Source organism: Paenochrobactrum glaciei (genome assembly GCF_039522165.1).
In the GTDB taxonomy this organism is placed as follows: Bacteria; Pseudomonadota; Alphaproteobacteria; order Rhizobiales; family Rhizobiaceae; genus Paenochrobactrum; species Paenochrobactrum glaciei.
Window position 1 is genome coordinate 93,819 of record NZ_BAAADE010000007.1, and the last position, 18,395, is coordinate 112,213.

Annotated in this window: 14 protein-coding genes and 2 pseudogenes; all 16 read right to left on the reverse strand. The window is 56.6% G+C overall.

Annotated features, from left to right (window positions below; all coding sequences use genetic code 11):
* Positions 1–22: 22 nt before the first annotated feature.
* The gene (locus ABDZ76_RS14195) at positions 23–856 is read right to left on the reverse strand and encodes a siderophore-interacting protein (RefSeq protein WP_343806657.1); all 834 of its coding nucleotides are present in this window, start codon (positions 854–856) and stop codon (positions 23–25) included.
* Positions 857–860: 4 nt separating this feature from the next.
* A complete protein-coding gene (locus tag ABDZ76_RS14200; RefSeq protein ID WP_343806659.1) occupies positions 861–1,817 on the reverse strand; it encodes an iron-siderophore ABC transporter substrate-binding protein in 957 nt (318 codons plus the stop codon).
* Between the two features lie 51 nt (positions 1,818–1,868).
* Positions 1,869–4,322 carry a TonB-dependent siderophore receptor gene (locus ABDZ76_RS14205; RefSeq protein WP_343806660.1) on the reverse strand — a complete coding sequence of 818 codons (2,454 nt, stop codon included), beginning with the start codon at positions 4,320–4,322 and terminating at the stop codon, positions 1,869–1,871.
* Positions 4,323–4,459: 137 nt separating this feature from the next.
* Positions 4,460–5,449 carry a FecR family protein gene (locus ABDZ76_RS14210; protein WP_343806787.1) on the reverse strand — a complete coding sequence of 330 codons (990 nt, stop codon included), beginning with the start codon at positions 5,447–5,449 and terminating at the stop codon, positions 4,460–4,462.
* A gap of 127 nt (positions 5,450–5,576) precedes the next feature.
* Positions 5,577–6,077 carry a sigma-70 family RNA polymerase sigma factor gene (locus tag ABDZ76_RS14215; RefSeq protein ID WP_343806661.1) on the reverse strand — a complete coding sequence of 167 codons (501 nt, stop codon included), beginning with the start codon at positions 6,075–6,077 and terminating at the stop codon, positions 5,577–5,579.
* 703 nt (positions 6,078–6,780) lie between these two features.
* A complete protein-coding gene (locus ABDZ76_RS14220) occupies positions 6,781–8,604 on the reverse strand; it encodes a UvrD-helicase domain-containing protein (RefSeq protein WP_343806663.1) in 1,824 nt (607 codons plus the stop codon).
* A gap of 8 nt (positions 8,605–8,612) precedes the next feature.
* Positions 8,613–10,472, reverse strand: coding sequence for an ATP-dependent nuclease (locus ABDZ76_RS14225; protein ID WP_425541766.1), 1,860 nt, complete (start codon positions 10,470–10,472; stop codon positions 8,613–8,615).
* A 271-nt stretch (positions 10,473–10,743) separates the two neighbouring features.
* Positions 10,744–11,244, reverse strand: coding sequence for a hypothetical protein (locus tag ABDZ76_RS14230; RefSeq protein WP_343806665.1), 501 nt, complete (start codon positions 11,242–11,244; stop codon positions 10,744–10,746).
* A gap of 440 nt (positions 11,245–11,684) precedes the next feature.
* Complete coding sequence (locus tag ABDZ76_RS14235) at positions 11,685–11,930, reverse strand: DUF2274 domain-containing protein (RefSeq protein ID WP_343806667.1); 246 nt, start codon at positions 11,928–11,930, stop codon at positions 11,685–11,687.
* Between the two features lie 2 nt (positions 11,931–11,932).
* Complete coding sequence (locus ABDZ76_RS14240) at positions 11,933–13,039, reverse strand: TraB/TrbI/VirB10 family type IV secretion system protein (RefSeq protein ID WP_343806669.1); 1,107 nt, start codon at positions 13,037–13,039, stop codon at positions 11,933–11,935.
* Positions 13,036–13,940 (reverse strand): annotated as a pseudogene (locus ABDZ76_RS14245) (TrbG/VirB9 family P-type conjugative transfer protein). Before ABDZ76_RS14245 ends, ABDZ76_RS14240 begins: the two are co-directional and overlap by 4 nt.
* Positions 13,937–14,626, reverse strand: a complete 690-nt coding sequence (gene trbF, locus ABDZ76_RS14250; protein WP_343806671.1) for a conjugal transfer protein TrbF — start codon at positions 14,624–14,626, stop codon at positions 13,937–13,939. The pseudogene ABDZ76_RS14245 and the gene trbF overlap by 4 nt, the downstream one beginning before the upstream one ends.
* A complete protein-coding gene (gene trbL / locus ABDZ76_RS14255; RefSeq protein WP_343806675.1) occupies positions 14,623–15,984 on the reverse strand; it encodes a P-type conjugative transfer protein TrbL in 1,362 nt (453 codons plus the stop codon). The genes trbF and trbL overlap by 4 nt, the downstream gene beginning before the upstream one ends.
* 3 nt (positions 15,985–15,987) lie before the next feature.
* Positions 15,988–16,209 carry a putative entry exclusion protein TrbK-alt gene (trbK-alt, locus tag ABDZ76_RS14260; protein WP_343806678.1) on the reverse strand — a complete coding sequence of 74 codons (222 nt, stop codon included), beginning with the start codon at positions 16,207–16,209 and terminating at the stop codon, positions 15,988–15,990.
* A 22-nt stretch (positions 16,210–16,231) separates the two neighbouring features.
* Positions 16,232–16,999 carry a P-type conjugative transfer protein TrbJ gene (gene trbJ, locus ABDZ76_RS14265; protein ID WP_343806681.1) on the reverse strand — a complete coding sequence of 256 codons (768 nt, stop codon included), beginning with the start codon at positions 16,997–16,999 and terminating at the stop codon, positions 16,232–16,234.
* A 17-nt stretch (positions 17,000–17,016) separates the two neighbouring features.
* Positions 17,017–18,390: pseudogene (locus tag ABDZ76_RS14270) on the reverse strand (TraG/VirB4 family ATPase); the annotation flags it as partial.
* Positions 18,391–18,395: the final 5 nt, after the last annotated feature.

Consider the following 18,395-nt stretch of genomic DNA (forward strand, 5'->3'; position numbering starts at 1 on the left):
TCAGACCTTATGAAGTCCCGCCTCATCCGCGCGACTGGCCTTCAATCCAATAGCCGATAGCCTCAATGCAGTTTTTGTCGAAGCCAAGCGTATCGCGAAAATGCTTACGGCTTTGCGACACCATTTTTGCTTCACCAGCGATATAAATATAACCATTGCCCTCTGGCAGTGCTGTAATACCGGCCGCGATAGCCGCAAGTCTTGAATGCTCCGTCCCGCCCGTTCTTTTTGTATGGGTAATGTGCCAAGTCAGATCAAGTTCCGCCTGCGTTTTCAAAGACTGCCGATCTTCTTCCAACGGTATTTCAACATGAACATACGCAGCAAAGTCGGATGGTAATTCTTCCATCACCCTAGCAACAGCTGGCAAACCAGTAATATCTGTTACCATCAGCAACCAATCTGTTTGCTTTGGCATGCGAAAACGACCACCGGGATTGCAAACACCAATGCGATCGCCGATGCGTGCTGATCTTGCCCATTCGGTGGCAAGCCCGCTATCATGAGCAACAATATCAATTGTCATTTCATAACGAAAACCATCCCAGTGACGCACAGTGTAGGGACGATCCGGACATGGCTCAGCTCCATCCGGCCATCTCCATTTGCCGTTCTCATCACGAACTTGCAAAGTCAAAGGCGTATCAGCATTTGGCTGAAAACTCAGCCTCACCCACTCATCAGGGCAGCCGCTGGAAATAAAACGTTCCCCGTCTTCAACCTTGAAAATGAACCTTGTCATCGAGGGTGTTATTTCTTCAAAAGAAACGACATCCGCCCAGAAGCAATCATAGACATAGGGTATGGGATCAGACACGGTGTCTGTCTTTTTTTGAACCGCAACACGACCACTCAATCATCTAATCCTTCTTTAATCTTGCGGCATCCGCCAGCCGCCTTGCAAAACTTTGAAAACCATAAGGTATTGATAAAACACTCAGCGCAGACGTGGCCCAAAGCTCAACCGGACTTTCCAGCGCCACATAAGATCCACGTCTTACTGAGCCCAGTGCCTGAAAAAGCGACTGCGCTTCCAGCGCCGCACGCGCATCATCTGCAAACCAAAGAATGAGAATATCCGCGTCGACGCTGTCGATTGTCTCAAGGCTTACAGACGTTGAAAACTCATGAGGATATTGTTTGCCAAGGGCTTCCACTCCGGCTGAAAGTTTCAGTCCCATCAGCCGCAAGGCCTCCACACGGGGATCAGAGGGCAAATAAACGACAAGATTGCCGGAACCGGAGAAATATGTGCCGAACGTAAATGTCTTGCCCCACAATTCAGGATAAGACTTTCCAAGCTTCACAAGAAAATCATCCGCCCCTTCAACAAGCTTTTCTGCTTTATCAGATTTGCCGAGTGCTTCGCCGGTGATCGTCATCTGCTCACGCCAATCAGCGCGCCATGGCCCGGAACGATATGCGACCGTTGGTGCAATCGACGAAAGGCGCTTATAGGACATCTGATTGAGGCCGGAATAAACACCGAGAATGAGATCCGGCTTGAGCGCAGCGATGACCTCATAATCAATGCCGAAATTAAGAAGAACTGGTGTGCTCTTCAGTTTTTCTTCATTCCACGGAAATATCCCGCTTGGGAAAGCGCCGTAACGAGGCATTGCCAACGGTGTCACACCAAGGGCTAACAGGGAATCCTCTCCGCTCCATCCCAGAGTGACAATGCGCTCGGGCGGAGCTTCAATTACAGTTGACCCCAGGCCATGTTTCACCACGAGCGGAAAACTGGCGTCTGCCCAAGCAGCGCCATAACTTCCATATCCCAGAAGAGCCAGATATGTGAGTAAGATAAGCTTCATAATGCCAACGTCATCTGAAGCCTGATGCAGCCTGCTGCATCAGGCAACAAGTCAGAATGTGTGTTTCAGGTTCAGCCTGAATTCACGTGGCGCACCCATCCAATTATTCAGCCCTACAGTCGGATCAATTGACGTGTAGTAACGTTTGTCAAAAATATTATTGACGTTGAATTGGATCGCCGTCTTCTCAGTCAGGTCATATTTAGCCATCACGTCAGCAACGACAAATGCCCCCTGCTTCAAGTCAACAGTTTGGGTTTTGGAATAGATTTTGCTTTGCGCGCGCACACCACCGGCAATCGTCCAATGTTCGTCCGGGAAGGAATAAGACGTATAGAGCTTGAATACATGTTCCGGTGCCTGGGTCGTATTAAAACGCTGACCATCCAGACTGCCTTCTGTATATTTAGACACGGCATAAGTGTAGCCTGCCATCATGTTCCAGCGATCAGTGATAGCGCCGCGCATTTCCAACTCGATACCTTTGGTTTCGACGCCGTCAACACCTTCGTAGCAGCTGCTTGCGAGAGGATTACAATAGGAAATTCCAATAATTTTTTGCCCGACATTGTCACGTTTGGTACGGAACACCGCGGCAGTGGCAGAAAGTTGACCATCCAGAAAATCCGCCTTAACACCGGCCTCAAGATTGGTGCCTTTGATCGGATCAAGCAAATGACCATCGCGGCCATAGTAGTTCTGCGGTTTGAAAATACCGGTATAGCTGGCATAAACGGTCAGATCAGACGCGACATCATAAACAAGGCCGACATAGGGCACGAAATTCGCATTGGCGCTATAATCGGAATATGTTGTCGCTCCCGTCTTATAAGTGGTCATTTCCTGATCCCACTTCCACCATGATATCCTGCCGCCGGTAATCAGCTTAAGATCATCGGTGAGACTAAAGCGTGCAGAGGCATAAGCACCCAGCTGATCCGTCTTTTCCTCACTTCCGCTGGTTAAAGCAATAGCATCAGGCTCAGGATCAGCACTCGGATCCCAATTGGTCGGATCCATGATCCAAGCATCATAGTTAGAAACACCGACGCTCAGTTTGGTTCTGGATGCATTAACACCAAAAACGAAATCATGCTCTCTGCCAAAGAGTTCTACCGGCCCTGAAGTATTGACATCAAATGAGTAAACATCGTTTTCGTAAGGGAAACGCCCCGGGTAAAACCAAAGATTATCGCCAATCCACCAAGTGTAGCCACCACGCATATCAGCTCTCGACCAGGCAGCGCGTCCATCGACGTTCAATTTCCAGCCATTATCAAAACGATGTTCAAGATCAAGGAACAAAGTATTTTGACGACGGTTCAAATAGTCCCACTCATGTCCAAGAAATGTAGAAGAGCTGAAATTATAAAAAGAACCATCTGGTCGTGCCGGCAAGCCGCCCCAGTCAAATCCGTCGATTTTTTGATCCTGATAACTATAGCCGATATTTAATGTCGTATCTTCAGTCAGATCAGCATCGATGGTTCCGTAAAACAGGCCATCGCGGTTGGAATAATAATCCTTGTAACTATCGCCAGCACCGAATGCGCCAACGATACGGGCGCGCACGGTTTTTTCTTCATTGAGAGGTCGGGAATAATCAATAACACCACGTCCATTGCCCCATGATGAGGCTCGCGTGGTAATTGTTGCCTTTTCTTCATCAAGAGGGCGCTTGCGTATAAGATTGATTGCACCAGACGGATTGCCCGCGCCTGTGGTCAGCCCTGCCGCCCCCTTAATGACCTCGACCCGATCATACATGTCCATATCATCCTGACCATCGCTATCGCGGGCAAAATAATGAACATTGTTAGAAACGCCATCATATTGAATATTGTCGATTTCTAACCCTCGCGACCAATATTCATGGCGAACACTTGATGCACCGATTTTTGTGGTTATCCCTGGCGTATCAGCCAGTGCTTGATCGAGTGTCAGATAATCTTTGTCATCAATCATCTTTCGGGTGACCACAGAAACTGACTGCGGCGTTTCTCTGATCGACATCGGCAGTTTCAAAGCAGTCGCCATTGAGCGTGTTGTGTAAGAATTCGTGCCTTCGGTTGTCGCTCCACCTTGTGCTTGTACAGTGATTGTTTGAAGCAAAATGGAACCATCAGCAGAAATATTTTCGCCTTGAGTGCCTGCCTTCGTAATGAGAATTGTTTTTGGGCTACCGAAGTGATAATTCAGGCCTGTGCCCGACAGTAAACGTCCAATGGCAGCATTAGGCGTCAGTGAACCTGAAACACCAGCTGAGGAAAGACCTCGCAATGCCGCAGCATCTACAGATACCTGAATGCCGGCTTGCTGACCAAAAAGTGTAAGAGCATTCTGAAGAGACTGGGGGCGAATATTAAAATCTTTATTTTCTGAGTTTAATGCTGGGGCGGCAAACTCCTGCGCCTTTGCCGGCAAGGCGATCGTTATCGTTGCCAGCGCTGTGCTCATCCATAATGCGCTGACAAAAACCCGTCTAACAATTCCCTTGCTCGACATTCTCAAAACCCCTTCATCTTCAGTACGAGGGGCGATGCGATCACATCGCCAAAAACCCTCTCACATAAAGAACGAAACAGGCGGGGTTATTTTCAGACAAAAATACTCAAGTTTTAAAAAAAATTCATTATTCGATTTCAGTAACGACTAATGACCGTCAAAAATCCACTAACTTGACGCATTTGAGCACCATGCGCCTGTGCAACAGCACCAAGTGCATCGATCGGATTTTTAAGATCGTAAACACCTGTAACTCGTTGTTCGCCGAGATTCCCATCAGCTAATATGATCTTACCCTTATAGTGCCTACGAAGTTCGCTGATGACATCAGCAATTGGCCAGTCTTTAACCACCAGCATACCGCTACGCCATCCACCGGCGAGCTCTGGAGCGTCATTGCCGCGCTCAACCTCACCATTGCGGGAAATCCTCAGCCAGTCACCAGCTTCCAAAGGCGCACCAAGTGCTTGATCCGCTCCTACACTCGCAACTCCCACGCGCCCATGGTTCACAGCGACAGCAACTCCACCGGCAATCAGCTTTACATCAAAAGCTGTGCCAAGAACTGTTGTTTCAACATTCGATGCCTCCACCTTAAATGGCCTATTCTTATTAGGCACAACTTCAAAATAAGCTTCTCCGGTCAATAGGCGAATGAGCCGCGTTTGCGGCTCAAAGGCAACCTCAATTGCGCTATCAGCGCCTAGATGGACAACACTTCCATCTTCCAAAGCTATCTGACGCATTTCGGCAGTGGCAGTTGAGTAGTCAGCTGCCAGCCATATACTGATTGCAGGCAGGAAAATGATGGCCATACAGACAGACAATGCACCTGCCGCTAATGCAGCAATATTGCGCGGGCGAAATTTTGCCCGCGAAGATGTCAATCGGTTATGTGACTGAGACCTATTAGCTTTTGCCATCATATCGTCGGAAGCTTGACCAGCCATGCCCACAGTATTCCACACATATTGTGCTTCATTCCATGCAGGCAGATTTTCGGAATTACTCTTGCACCAAGCATCAAAACGAGCTTGCAAATCCGCATCGTCAGGGGCTTCCTGAAGAGCTATCAACCAATGAAGTGCTTCCCTACTGGCTTTTTCTGATGGTGCATTCGATTTAATGAGTCTGTCTCCCGAAAGAACTTACGGCGCTTTGATAGCTTGCTAACCAATCAATTGAAATAACGCATCTATATAAAGAACGATCGACAACGCTCTTTTTTCAACAACTGGTTCATATGGCTAAGTTTCATATCAAAAGCCGTTTACGGCAATGTTGCAATCCCTCATAAACAAGGGCATGAGCAAGTGCGACTGAGATGCCTAAATGGCTGGCGATTTCCTTCAGCTTACACCCTTCGAAACGGTGCATATGGAGAGCTATTCGCGTTCGCTCAGGCAACTCCTCCATAGCATCGATCACGATGCGTAATTCATCCCGATCCGCTAAGATGTCTTCCTGTGAAGGCCGATCCTCAGCCACGGCCTCAAAATCCGCATTGTCGTCATATCGCCGTCGTTCGATACCAGAACGTCTTATCCAATCGATTGCAAGATTACGAATGATACGACGAAGATAGCGTACCGGTTCATCTAGTGATCGATCCACAGCTGATGATTTCAGACGAAGGAACGCTTCTTGAACAACATCCTCGCCCTGCGAGCGATCGCCTACGATAGCTGTGGCATAGTCAATCAGTTCGACACGATGGTCCAGATATATCCTGAGGTTCTTTTCAGAATAACTCAACTTATATTACCTCATGAATACCATAGCCCAGATAGATAGAAAGGTTCACCAACACGCTTGTCCACCATCATAAATGCGGTTCCAAAAGCCGTTTCAAATTTACCAATTATAATTGATTAAAGCTGAAAAAGACCACCAATAAATATGAGTAAAATACACATCTTTTCAATGATATCACTCAAAATCTCTGAAAGATCATTAAATTAGGATGAAATACGAATTACGGAAATGACTACCAAGCAATCACTCAAGAGGCTTATGCCATAATGAATTTTGTTTTTTATGTGCTTACTTGAACAATGTCAGTTATCATCTCCACATACAAAAACAATGCATTGTGTATGGTTGCGCGGTTCGTTACCCCCGATTTGAACCTGCTTCAGCTAAAGTACTGATATGTCTTATAAAACGAGATTTTGGCGCGTTTCGTAGGCTCTGTCTACCAGCCAATTATTTGAATTTATTGAAGGTTTTAAGTTGCATCTGGTTGCGGGGGCACGCAACTACCTATACCGACATTCGCTAAAAGTTGCGATCTAGCAGCGTTTAAGAGACAGAAGATCGCGCCTTTCAACATATGCACACCGACAAACGGTACAACACTCTAGCCGATAATGACCGTCATACCTGACACCGTAGGAGGTAAAACGCACATCTAACCTCGCTCATCTTCTTGGGCGCACGCAGCCTCCGCAACCTAGCTCTACTCGACAGGGATAAGCAGGACGCAAACGTCGTCGCTGGGCGACATGATTGTCGTGCGGATTTTCGCGCGCGTCACGCTCACGCGGAGGTTCTGGCGGGCTTGCATCATCGCCCCCGCGCGGACGTTGCCGCCCACAATACGATCCGGGTTACCGACGATCTCACCCTTGTAGCGCTTCGGCCATCCTTCGAAGATGATGACCTCATCGAACTGCTTCCCCTTTGCCTTATGCATGTTCATCACAACGACACCCGTCTCCGGCTTGTGAGCAGTCGCGAAATACTCCTGCACGAATGCTTGGCGAGTGACCGCCAGAGCGTTCTTGTATCCGCCGGTATCACGCCAATCCTGCGACAGGCTTTGCCGGAGCTGCGTTCCGCGTTCGAGAAGCCGGACGTTGCGCGCCTCCTTCGCAACCTCGGCGAGCCGAGTGCAGGCCCCAGCATCAAGCACCGCTCGAATGGCAGTCCAGTCGCCGTCAGGCTGTCCAGTCAGCGCAATAGCCGTTGCAGCCTCATGGACCGCGAACGTGGCTTGCAAGACGCTGTTCGCCGGAACGGCCTTTCCCTTCGCAAGGCAGTCATTCCATTTGCCGAGCGCCGAGCGGAATCGCATAGCTTCCGTCAGGTCGCCCTTCGTCGGCGACTGGCCCCCTCGACCGCTGAAATAGCTGCAAAGCACATCGACGAATTCGTCAAAGCAGCCGGCGTGACTTCGCTGCTGGAGAAGGAAGGCAATCACCTCCGCCGCCAGGATCGGGCCTTCCATGTCGACGACGGCCGTATGCGAGATCGGAGGCACGTTGCCCAAGGGCTCGCGCAGTTTGTCGGAGACCAGCCGAGTCATACGCTTAGTCGGCACCAGAATCGCAAGCGACCAGTCCCGGCTGCCCGTCGCGATTAGCCGCTTACGCGCTTTCAGAACCTGAGCGACAAGCGAGGCGAAAGCCTGATTAGGATTCGAGGCAAACCCCTCGTAGTCCATGCCCTGATACGCTTCTTCCCGAAATTTGCCGGTAAGGAGGTGGTTGCCGAACAAGGCAATGTCTGTCCCCTTGCTGCGATGGTTGTCCCCGGCCAAATCGTGCTCGGAAGGCTTAAAAGCCTCCCTGAAGTGGTCGAGACGCTCCGGGTCCGCGCCAATAAAATCAAAGATACGCTGCTCTGGATCGGCCAAAGCGATTAGCGTGCTGCTCTTCCCGAGCGCCTGGACCACGTGCCACTGCTGAGCGCTGGTATCCTGAAACTCGTCGAGGATGATGAACGGATACATGGTCGACACAAGGTTGCGAACCTTGGCGGAGCCATGCAACAGGACAGCCACTCGCTCCGCGAACAGGTCGAAGCAGATTTTACCTTCCTCGGTCGCAAGCCGCATCCGCTCGGCAATCTCAAGCGCGGCTTTCTGAGCCTTCTCCTCCTCAGTGAGCTTGGACGGCGCCTTGAATGCGCTGCGAATCGCCGACAGCGCGATCGCCTCGTTTGGTGGTGTCAGAATTGCCATCCGGCGCGGAAACCCGACCAGATAGCCGTGCGCCTTGAGAAGGCGCCAGAAGAAGGAGTGATACGTGTCGACCTCGATCCGCTTCTTCTCCTCCTTTGTGACGGACTGCTCTTCGTCGATCGCCTCGAAGACGCGCGAAACCGTTGCGCGCGCAAAACTCAGAAACAGGATGCGCTGGCCCGGTCTGAGTTTTTCGCGGGCAATCTTCGCCGCCTTCAAAATGGACACGGTGGTCTTGCCGGAGCCGGGGCCGCCAACGACGAGCTGATGTCCGTCTTCCTTCAGAACATCCTTCTGCGCGGGAGTCAGATAGAACATTCGACCCTCTATTCGCCGGGCTCGTCGGCAGCGTTGTCGCCCTTCCCCAGCGGAAGGGCCGGCGGCGCGGGCGGCGGATCGCAGAGTGCCTTGAGGGTCACACAGGCCTCGCGAATCCACGACGGGATCTCAGCCTCGGAACATTGGCCGAGGAAATCCGCGATTCCCCAATTGCCCTTTGCCCAGCCGAAATACTCCTTCAGCGCGACGATCAGGTTGGCCTTCGGGTCGGGGAACTTCTGCAACAGGTGCTGCGGCCAGTCGAGCGCATCGGAAAAGCGCTCAAGCGCGGCCTGGGTCGTGTTTTTGAGGATGAGATCTTCGATGCCCTTTTCCTCATGCATGAACAGGCGTTCGACCTGGGCTTCGATAGCGGCCTTTGCCGGGTCGGTCTGCTTGTCACACAGCGCGAACGTCCGCTTGCCCAAGCCCTTATAAAGCCCAGCCAGATCAGCAATCTGCGACTCGGTGCCCGCATCGATGATGCAGATGCCGAGAGCTTCGAGCGAGGCATAGACACCCGGGCTCAGTTCAGAAAGCCGGCGGGCCGCGACCGGAAAGGCGCTCGCCTCGGTCGCGCCCTCGGCGATGAGGACGCGGCGGGACAGCAGGCCCTCGCAAAAGCGCGTGCGAAATTCCTGGCGATAGCGCTTATGCTTCACGCTGTCGGGTAGCGCAATCTGCGACTGTTTCAGCATCCCGTCATTCGCCCGCGACAGGATCACCGTTTCGTCGAGCTTGAATTCCTCAAGGACATAGGGCGAGTGCGAAGTGACGATCGATTGTGACGCCAGCTTGCGCAGCTCATGAACGATCCGCTTCTGGGCATAGGGCGGGATCGCGGTCTCGACCTCCTCCATGGCGAAGATAACGTTCTGCTTGTCCTCGGCAATCTGCGACAGCATCGCCAGCACCAGCATGTTAATGGTGCCAGTGCCCTGCCGGAAGAAGGGCGCGGCATGGGCACCATCGCCGGTGGCGATGAACGCCGTCACAACCTTGCGCAGATGCTCGCGCGTGAGGTTTGAGACCTTGAGATGGGGCTTTACGCCCCATTCCCGCGGCACATATTTCTTCAGCGACTTGTCGATGCTCTCCAGTACGCCCGAGATGCCGATTGTGGGATCGCTCGCAACATCGAACGCTGCCAGCGTGCCGATCGTGCCTTCCCACATTTGCGGCCGGATCTCCTTCAACCGCAGGATGATGTCGAGCAGGCTTCCATGCTCTAGGCTGAGCGCACGCGAACCCGTGCGCAGCGAGCGCAGGAAGAGGAAACCGCAATGCTGCTTGTCCTTCTTGGAGAAGGGCACCGGAGTCTCTTCCTCCGTCAGACTGCGCGCGTAATAGGTATTGCCGACAAAATCGTCCTCATCCGCGTCATATGCTCCGATGAAGGTGACGCGCAGCGCAGCCTTGATGTTCGCAGCATCCACGCCTGCGGGAGTTGCTTCCGTGAAGAAATCCCCCGTCTCGACATTGAGCCACTCGATATTGCCGCCAAACCGGGCTTCCTGTTCCTCCGACAGCCCGATGATCGTGACCTCGACAGTAATTTGCGGGGCGGATTGCGGCTCTGCTGGCGCTGCGCCCTCTTCGGCCGGAGCCGGATCCACCGACAGATATTTACCCTCATAGAAATCGTGCTCGTCAACAGGAGGCCGGCGGTTCAGTCGATCCGGCCCAAGCGCAAGATCTATGGCTTCAAGCACGGAGGACTTTCCAGTGTTGTTGTCGCCGATGAGGACGGCGTGATCGGGCAGAAGCAATTTAGTTGAACTGATGCCTCGAAAATTCTCAATATACACCGCGTAAATCTTCAAAATCGCCCCCCTAACGGCATACATTTCATGCTGTACTTTCTTCACACTATACTCTTCTCCCCAAAACGTCATCCACCGTATCAGGGAGTGTCAAGTTTTCCGGTAAGTACTTTGAAAAAGCGAACAGGATCCCGTATTGGGATCGTAGTAACCGAGATCAAGTGCCGAACCCAAAGGTGGATCTTACAGGGGAGAGAAAAGTTCCGATTGCAACCAAATGCAGTGTGAGTTCCATAGCAACCGGTCATTCCTCGAATAAACTGCAAGATTGCCTCGATATGCGCTGCACAAGAATTATAATGCATGTCCGTCGTTTTTAATCCGGATGACGAGCGAGCCAATCCTCTGCGATATCGAGACGATCAGCATGCTGCTCCGCCAGCATCCGATAAAATGCCGCGAGCATCGCGATTGTCTTTCTCGACCTCATAGACTGATAGTATTGGTAGGTCATTGCATTCTTTAGGTATCTATTATCTGTACGAGACCCCTCGGATAGGGTGTCCTTGCAATACCACCGAACACCATCAGGTTGCAGACTGCCCACATCTTCCATGAGCTTCGCATTATAGTGCCACGGGTTGATCTCGTGATCGACTTTCCAAACATGAAGGAAGCCAGACTCGACATAGAGCTGCATGATCAGCTCGTCGTGCTCGGAATGCTCCAGCACGAGTTTGTCGACGTCGCTAAGATGCTGGATATTTTTATCGATCTTCCGAGCGCCATTCAGGATGTGGTTTGTCGACTGCCTCATCAGGTCTAAGCCGCTAGGATGCGCCTGCCAAGCCTGAAATTCCTCGTCCGTGACATCCACGGTAGCATCGGCGACTTCGACTAGCTTCGCGCTATTCAGTAGATCCTTAGGAGTGCAAAATCGGTATTCTTGACGAGATCGAAGCCGTTGGCCGCGTAAGCCTGCGCAACGAGACGACTACAGAACTGTTTGGGTGTTCCTTTTTTTCCCAGCCCCTGCCACGCCCTACCAGCTTCTAATGTAGCATACTCACTTCCGATGCGCTCTTGGACATAGTTGCAGATTTTAATTGCTGTGGAGGGTTCCAATCCGCCCTCAAGGCGAAGAGCGAATACAGCGTTGTGTATTCGCCGAATGTACCCCGTCTCCCGTCGCGTCGCTAGTCGTCAGGATCACATCCCCGCGCTTCAATACCTGTTCGTTCAATCGCTTTTTCATGGAGTCTCCCTAGAGAAGGCCGTTACGGCCGACGCTAGGATTACCTGTGAACACGGTCAAAGTCACCTGTTCCTTAATGCAATCAGGTGGATACTGGTTTTCGATAATGATGATTTGGCGAAGCCGTGATCCGTGGCGATGAAGCGCTCCAGCATCGGGACGATGAGCATGGCGGGCTCGATTGGCGCACCGCCTTCGGCCAGGAGGCGGCCATAGTCGGTGAGGTCGCGGTGGAGCGCTGCAGCCAGCTCCACCGTCACCTTTACGGTTTTCTCGTCGGCGATGGGGCCGAGTTTCAGCTTGGTCATATTCAGCTCCTGTAGGGTTCGAGAACTAAATCTCTTGTAACAATGACCCTGACCGGGAAGCCGGGACGAATGGTCAGGGTCGGCGCGACCTGCAACTGGCGTTGGACGATCTGCTGGCCGGCCTGGTTGATCGTGTCCTGCGCGCCATCGCGGATGGCGCGGATCAGGCGGTCATTGTCGTCGGTGGCGAGTTCCGCGCCGACGCCGAGAAGTGTCGAGAGTGCTGCGGCCTTGGCGAGATCCCACCAGTGGTAATCGACACCATCCTCCAGTCCGGCAAAGCCCTGTGGATCTGCGCCCAGTTGGCGTTCCAGCACCATGGAACGGCCGTTCGGCAGGATTAGACGGTTCCAGACAAGCAGCACGCGGCGCTGCCCGAACTCGACGGAATTATCATATTGACCGATGAGCCGGGTGCCCTGCGGCACGAGAAGGATGCTGCCGGTCGGGCTGTCATAGATGTTCTCCGTGACCTGCGCCGTGATCTGGCCCGGCAGATCGGACCGGATGCCGGTGATGAGGGCCGCCGAGATGACCGCACCGACCTGAAGCACGAAGGGCGACGCCGGAGGCGTCACACGGTCGGACGTCACAGTTCGGCGGTCGGCCGCCGCGTTGAGAAAGGCAAGCTGGCGATCCTGCGCGGTCGTGGGCTGCGCGCCGGCCCCGCCAAGATCAAGGCCTGCAAGCCCCGGCATTGTACCGGGCGCCGCAGCACCCGTCGAACCTTGCCGCGACTGGAAGAAGACGGTGCTAAGGCGTGCGGCCTCCTCTTCAGCGAGCCGCCGCTGTTCGGCCTCGTCGACGCCGGGCGTCGGAACGACCGGCGGCGCGACGGGCTGGCCGGGAAGCGCCGGCCCTAGGACGGGGCCGGTATAGTCGCGCGGCAGGCCGGCAAGGCCGTCTGCGGTCTGGCGATTGGCAGTGGAGTAAAGCTCCTCGCCGCCATCACCGGGGGCGCGGGTCTGGAGCGCATAGATCAGCACCCCGCTGATACCAACCATGGCGACGGCGGCGACGCTCACCAGCATCTTGCGCGACAGGCGCGTAACGCGCGGGGGTTCGGCGCGCAGGTGCATCGGGGCGGCATTGGTATCGGTATCGCTCATGATTGCGGCCTCCCATCAGTACGGGCAATCCTGACGGTCTGCTGCTTGTCGCCCGCGCCAAGGCGCAATTCAGCTGCGCCGAACAGGCGATCGACGATCAAGATGTGTTGATGGATGCGAGTGTTGGCGATCTGGGCCTCGCCCTCGGGACCGATGACGAAGATCGGTGGCATTTCGCCCTGCACGATGCCACGCGGGAATTCAACATAGACGCGGCGGCCGTCGTCATAGACGGCGACGGGCTTCCAAGGTGGATTGTTGTTGCCGGTCAGGCCATAGCGGTAATTGCGGGCATATAGGGCTTCTCGCCGGATCGCAGCTCGACCATGTATGTCCGTCGGTCGGTGGTGATGACGAGATTGGTGGTGATGTCGGCGCGGGTCGGCTTCACCAGTACATGCACGCGGCGGGCCACGCCGGAACCGGATTCCGTGTCGCCGATAATCCAGCGGGCGGTATCGCCTGCGGCGATCGGTCCCGCGCCGGTCAGGCTTTCACCGGATTCGAGCGCGATATTGGTGATCTGGCCGGGCGCGGCATAGACCTGATAAAGCGCGCCTTCCGACCACGGATAAACCTGGATAGCGTTGAAGTAGCCTTCGCGCCGCGGCTGCACGCGGGCGGCGGCGTTGGCGTTCTCGACACGGCCGGTCGCCGTACTGGCGGCCTGGCCGCCGCGCGCGACTGTCCAGGCGGGCGGGACATGGATCGGCGTCAGACGCTCGTCCGTCACCCCGGCTGGGATCGCCGGCAAGGGCGGCACGCTAGCGTCGTAGCTGATCTGCGGCGGCTTTCTCGCGGTGACGCAACCAGCCAGCATGGTGGCTGAAAGCAGGACAACCGCGATTGCGGATTTACGGAAAGACGGATTGCCGCCTTTACGGAATTGCGGGTGGCTCATTGGCTCATCTCCCGCGACCAGCTGATGGCGTTGACGTAGATGCCGAGCGGATTGACCTTCAGCCTCTCGGCATCGCGCGGCGACTGGATGGCGATGGTCAGGATTGCGGTCCAGCGCTCCGTGCCCGAAAGCTGGCCGTTCCCGAAATGCCGCTCGGTCCAGGCGACGCGGAAGCTGTCGGGCGAGGCCCGGATGACGCTGGAGACCTCGACCGCGACCTGCTGCGTGCCGACCTTGGTGAACGGGTCATTGATACGGGCATAGTCGTTGAGTGCCCCCGCGCCGCGATCCGTGGTCCATTCATAGGCGCGCAGCCAGTTCTGACGCACGATGATCGGATCGGCGGGGATGCTGCGCACCTGCTCGATGAAACGGCCGAGATGCCAGGCGATCTGCGGATCGGTTGGGCGGAAGTCGGCGGTCGCCGGCGCGACGGTCTGGGCCTGACCGAGATTGTCGACCTGCACGACCCAAGGAACGACGGTGCCCTGCAACGATTGCCACACAAGCGCTGTGGCGAACCCCGCCGAGAGAACCAGGGAACCGAAGGCCATGTAGCGCCAGTTCCTGGCCTGAACGCGGGCCGAGCCGATGCGATCGTCCCAGATCTGGGCCGCCTTCTGATAGGGCGTTTCGGCTTGCGGTGTCTTGCCGTAATGCGCGGCGGGTCGCCTGAAGAGATTCATGAGCGGTCACTTTCAGAGAGGTTGACGGAAGAGCCGGAGCCGTGGCTCTCGCCGGAGCGGATGGCATGCGCGGCTGTCTGTGCGGTTCGCCCCATATGGCCGGACTGGCGCATCCGCTGCGCCCAGCCGGGCGCGTTGCCGGACGGTTGGGACGGAGCGGCTGGGCTTTCCGTCGCACCGCCGCCGATGGTGCCCATGGTTGAGCTGCCGCCGGTCGCTCCGAATCCGGACTTGGCGCCATCGGAGAAGTTGGACTTCATGCTGGCGGCTGCACGGCGCAGCGGCGAGGACATGGCATTGCCCACCGCACTTGCCCCTGCGCGTCCGACGCCGCCGAGACCGGAGGCAACGCCTGCGGCGCCCGACTGTCCGAGCGAACGGAGGCTATAGGCTGCGGATGCAGCGCCTGCGGCGGTCGCCCCGCCGCGCATGGCGGCAGCGCCCCCGGAAATCGCAGCGGCTCCTCCCTTCGCGGCCAGACCGGCAGCGCCCGCGCCGGCCATGACAAGACCACCGCTGGCCAAGACCGTTCCAACAGCTGCGCCAGCACCGAGTTGCGGCCCCCCGGAAACGAGGCCATTGGCGATGCCGGGGCCGAAGATGCCGAGGCCGACCAGCGCAAGCGCGGCCAGAACCACGGCCATGGCGTCGTCGATCGTCGGTGTCGCGCCGCCGAACCCGCGGGTGAACTCGGCAAAGAGCGTCGAGCCGATGCCGATGATGACGGCGAGAACCAGAACCTTGATGCCGGAGGAGACGACGTTGCCGAGCACCTTTTCGGCCATGAAGGCGGTTTTCCCGAAGAGGCCGAACGGGATCAGGACAAAGCCTGCAAGCGTCGACAGCTTGAACTCGATCAGGGTGATGAAGAGCTGGATCGCCAGAATGAAGAAAGCGAGGATGACCAGCGCCCAGGCAAACAGCAGGCAGGCGATCTGGATGAAGTTCTCGAAGAAGGAGATCCAGCCCATCAGATCGGAGATAGATTCGAGCAACGGCCGGGCGGCATCCAGCCCGGTCTGGGCGACACGGCCCGGACGCATCAGGTCGGCTGCGGAAAAATTCGTTCCCGATCCCTTGAGGCCAAGCCCGGCAAAGCTGTCGAACACGATCTTGGCAAGGTTCGACCAGTTGCCGATCAAATAGGCGAAGACGCCGACGAACAGCGTCTTCTTGACCAGGCGCGCAATGATGTCGTCATCGGCGTTCCAGGACCAGAAGAGTGCGGCCAGTGTCACATCGATGACGATCAGCGTGGTCGCAATGAAGGCGACTTCACCGGAGAGAAGTCCGAACCCGCTATCGATATAGCGGGTGAAGGTCGCGAGGAATATATCGATAACGCCGGCGCCGCCCATGGATCAGCGTCCCTCGATCTGGCTTGGCGGCATTGGCGCGGGGCTGCGGCCAAGCTGCTGGCACTGGCGCTGCCCGTCGCGCAGCGGGTCGCGCGCGGGCTGTTGAAGACTGGCCGGCAATGGCGTCGGCGCCTCTTCCTTGCGGGTCATCTCGATCGCGGTCGCGGTAATGGCGATCGCGACGAATATGATTGCGCCCAGCCGGGCCAGCATCTTGCCGTCCATGACGGTGCTCCCCTTCTGGCGATCAATTGCCGTTGTTGAACATCTGCGCGTTGCCGGGCGTGTAGGCGGTGCCCGGCGTCAGGAAGCGTTGGCGCTGCACGCGGCCCTGTTCGGCTGCGGCAGCGCGTTCGGCTTCGCTCAGCGATCCCGCGCGGCCGTTTGCGGCCATCAGCGCGATCAGATCAGAGAGCTGCTGCGACTGGAGCGCGAGAAGCTGGTTGCCGGCCTGGGTCGCCTGAAGCGCGCCGGCGGCGCCCTGGCTCTGGCCGACCAGCTCCGACATCTGCGTGCGGTTGGTGTCGATATTGCCGACGACGCCGGCCTGGACCCGCATGGAGTCCTGAAGACCGCCGACGGTGTTCGTCCAGCGGTCGCGCGCGCCCTTCACCAGTTCGGCGTCGGTCGCAGAGAGCGAAACATTTCCATATTGGCTCTGAAACGCCTGGTCGACCTTTTGGACGTCGAAGGCGATGTTCTGCGCCTGTCCGAGAAGATGCTGGGTGCGCTGGACGTTTTGCTGCAAGGTCTGGAGCGAGGAATATGGCAGGTTCGCCAGGTTCTTCGCCTGGTTGATGAGCATAGTCGCTTCATTCTGAAGCGAGGTGATCTGATGATTGATCTGCTCCAGCGAGCGCGCCGCGGTCAGCAGGTTCTGCGCGTAGTTGGTCGGATCATAGACGATGCGACCGAAGCCGGACTGCGCATGGGCCTGCGTCGTCAGGATCGGCGAGACGGCCAGCATGGTCGCGGCCAAGATGGCGGCGCGCATGCGGATGGAACGGGTCTTCATGGTCAGGTCTCCTTTTCGGCTGCGAGGAAGCCGTCGCGGCCGTGCTCGGCCACGAGGTTGGCGATCAGGGTCTGGTCGGATTTGGAGGATGCGGCGCAGAGCGCGAGGCCGACTTCGGACAAGCCCAACTCGAACAGGCGGTTGCCGCGCCGCGACTGGCAGTAATAGTCGCGCTTGGGCGTGGCCCGCGCGAGGATCTCGAGCTGGCGGTCGTTGAGGCCGAAGCGGCGATAGATCGCGGTTGCGATCGCGGAATTGTCGATGTCCGACAGCGACTGCGTGGCGAAGATGACGGATGCGTTTTTCTTACGCAGCGTCTTCAGCCACTCGCGGAGCTGGCCGGCAAAGCCTTCGTCGTCCAGCGCCAACCAGCCTTCGTCGATGATGAGCATGGTCGGGCGACCATCGAGCCGGTCGCCGATGCGGTGGAAGAGATAGGCGAGCACGGCAGGCGCAGCCCCCGTGCCGACCAGGCCCTCGATCTCGAAAGCCTGCACGTCCGCAGCGCCCAAATGTTCAGTCTCGGCGTCGAGCAACCGGCCGTAGGGACCGCCGACGCAATAGGGTCGCAGCGCCTGCTTCAGGTCGTTTGACTGAAGCAGCACGCTGAGGCCGGTGATGGTGCGTTCCTCCACCGGCGCCGAGGCCAGCGACGTCAGCGCAGTCCAGATATGCTCCTTGACCTCCGGGGTGATGGTCATGTGTCGCGGGCGAGGATCGCGCCCAGCCAGTCGGAGGCCCAGGCACGCTCATAGCCATCATCGATGCGGGCGAGCTGTTGGAGCGAAACCGAGACTTCAGAGCCTTCGGTGAGGCCACCGCCGAGATCGTGCCAGTCGCCGCCCATGGCGAGCGACGCAGCCCGGATCGAACCGCCGAAATCGAAGGCGAAGACCTATGAGTTGTCGTAGCGCCAGCAGCACGGACTTGCCTGCGCCGGTCGGCCCGACGCCGGATTGTTCGCGGCCCTCGTAGAGCCAGGTCTCGGCGCGTGCAGCTTCCTCGGCAGGCGGCAGATGGAGGAAGGTCAGGTAGTAGCCAGAGACGAAATGGACACCTTCTTCCTCGAAATCGGCCTTGCGCTCGGCATCGACAAGGCCGGAGGCCGGATCGGGAAACGCGCTTGCAGGATAGGTCGCGGCCTCGTGGCGCTGCGCCTCGACGAAGATGCTCCAGCCGGAGCCGAGACGGCGAAAGGCGTTGTGGATGCGGCCGGCGACTGCGACCAGCTCGGCCGCGACGGCGCTATCGAGATCAGGCCCGCGAAACGACGCGGTGCGCTGGAGTGAGCCGTCCTTGTTCAGGACAACGCCTTCGGCGATCAGCGCGACCCAGGGCAGATAGTCGGCGAGCCGGGTGGCGCTGCGGCTATATTCGACAAGGTTCATCATTGGAT

Bases quoted from the DNA above. Each gene is read 5' to 3' on its own strand.
- ABDZ76_RS14200 (WP_343806659.1), bottom strand. From the start codon at position 1,817: ATGAAGCTTATCTTACTCACATATCTGGCTCTTCTGGGATATGGAAGT.
- ABDZ76_RS14205 (WP_343806660.1), bottom strand. From the start codon at position 4,322: ATGTCGAGCAAGGGAATTGTTAGACGGGTTTTTGTCAGCGCATTATGG.
- ABDZ76_RS14220 (WP_343806663.1), bottom strand. From the start codon at position 8,604: ATGTTCTATCTGACTCCCGCGCAGAAGGATGTTCTGAAGGAAGACGGA.
- ABDZ76_RS14235 (WP_343806667.1), bottom strand. From the start codon at position 11,930: ATGACCAAGCTGAAACTCGGCCCCATCGCCGACGAGAAAACCGTAAAG.
- ABDZ76_RS14240 (WP_343806669.1), bottom strand. From the start codon at position 13,039: ATGAGCGATACCGATACCAATGCCGCCCCGATGCACCTGCGCGCCGAA.
- trbF (WP_343806671.1), bottom strand. From the start codon at position 14,626: ATGAATCTCTTCAGGCGACCCGCCGCGCATTACGGCAAGACACCGCAA.
- trbL (WP_343806675.1), bottom strand. From the start codon at position 15,984: ATGGGCGGCGCCGGCGTTATCGATATATTCCTCGCGACCTTCACCCGC.
- trbK-alt (WP_343806678.1), bottom strand. From the start codon at position 16,209: ATGGACGGCAAGATGCTGGCCCGGCTGGGCGCAATCATATTCGTCGCG.
- trbJ (WP_343806681.1), bottom strand. From the start codon at position 16,999: ATGAAGACCCGTTCCATCCGCATGCGCGCCGCCATCTTGGCCGCGACC.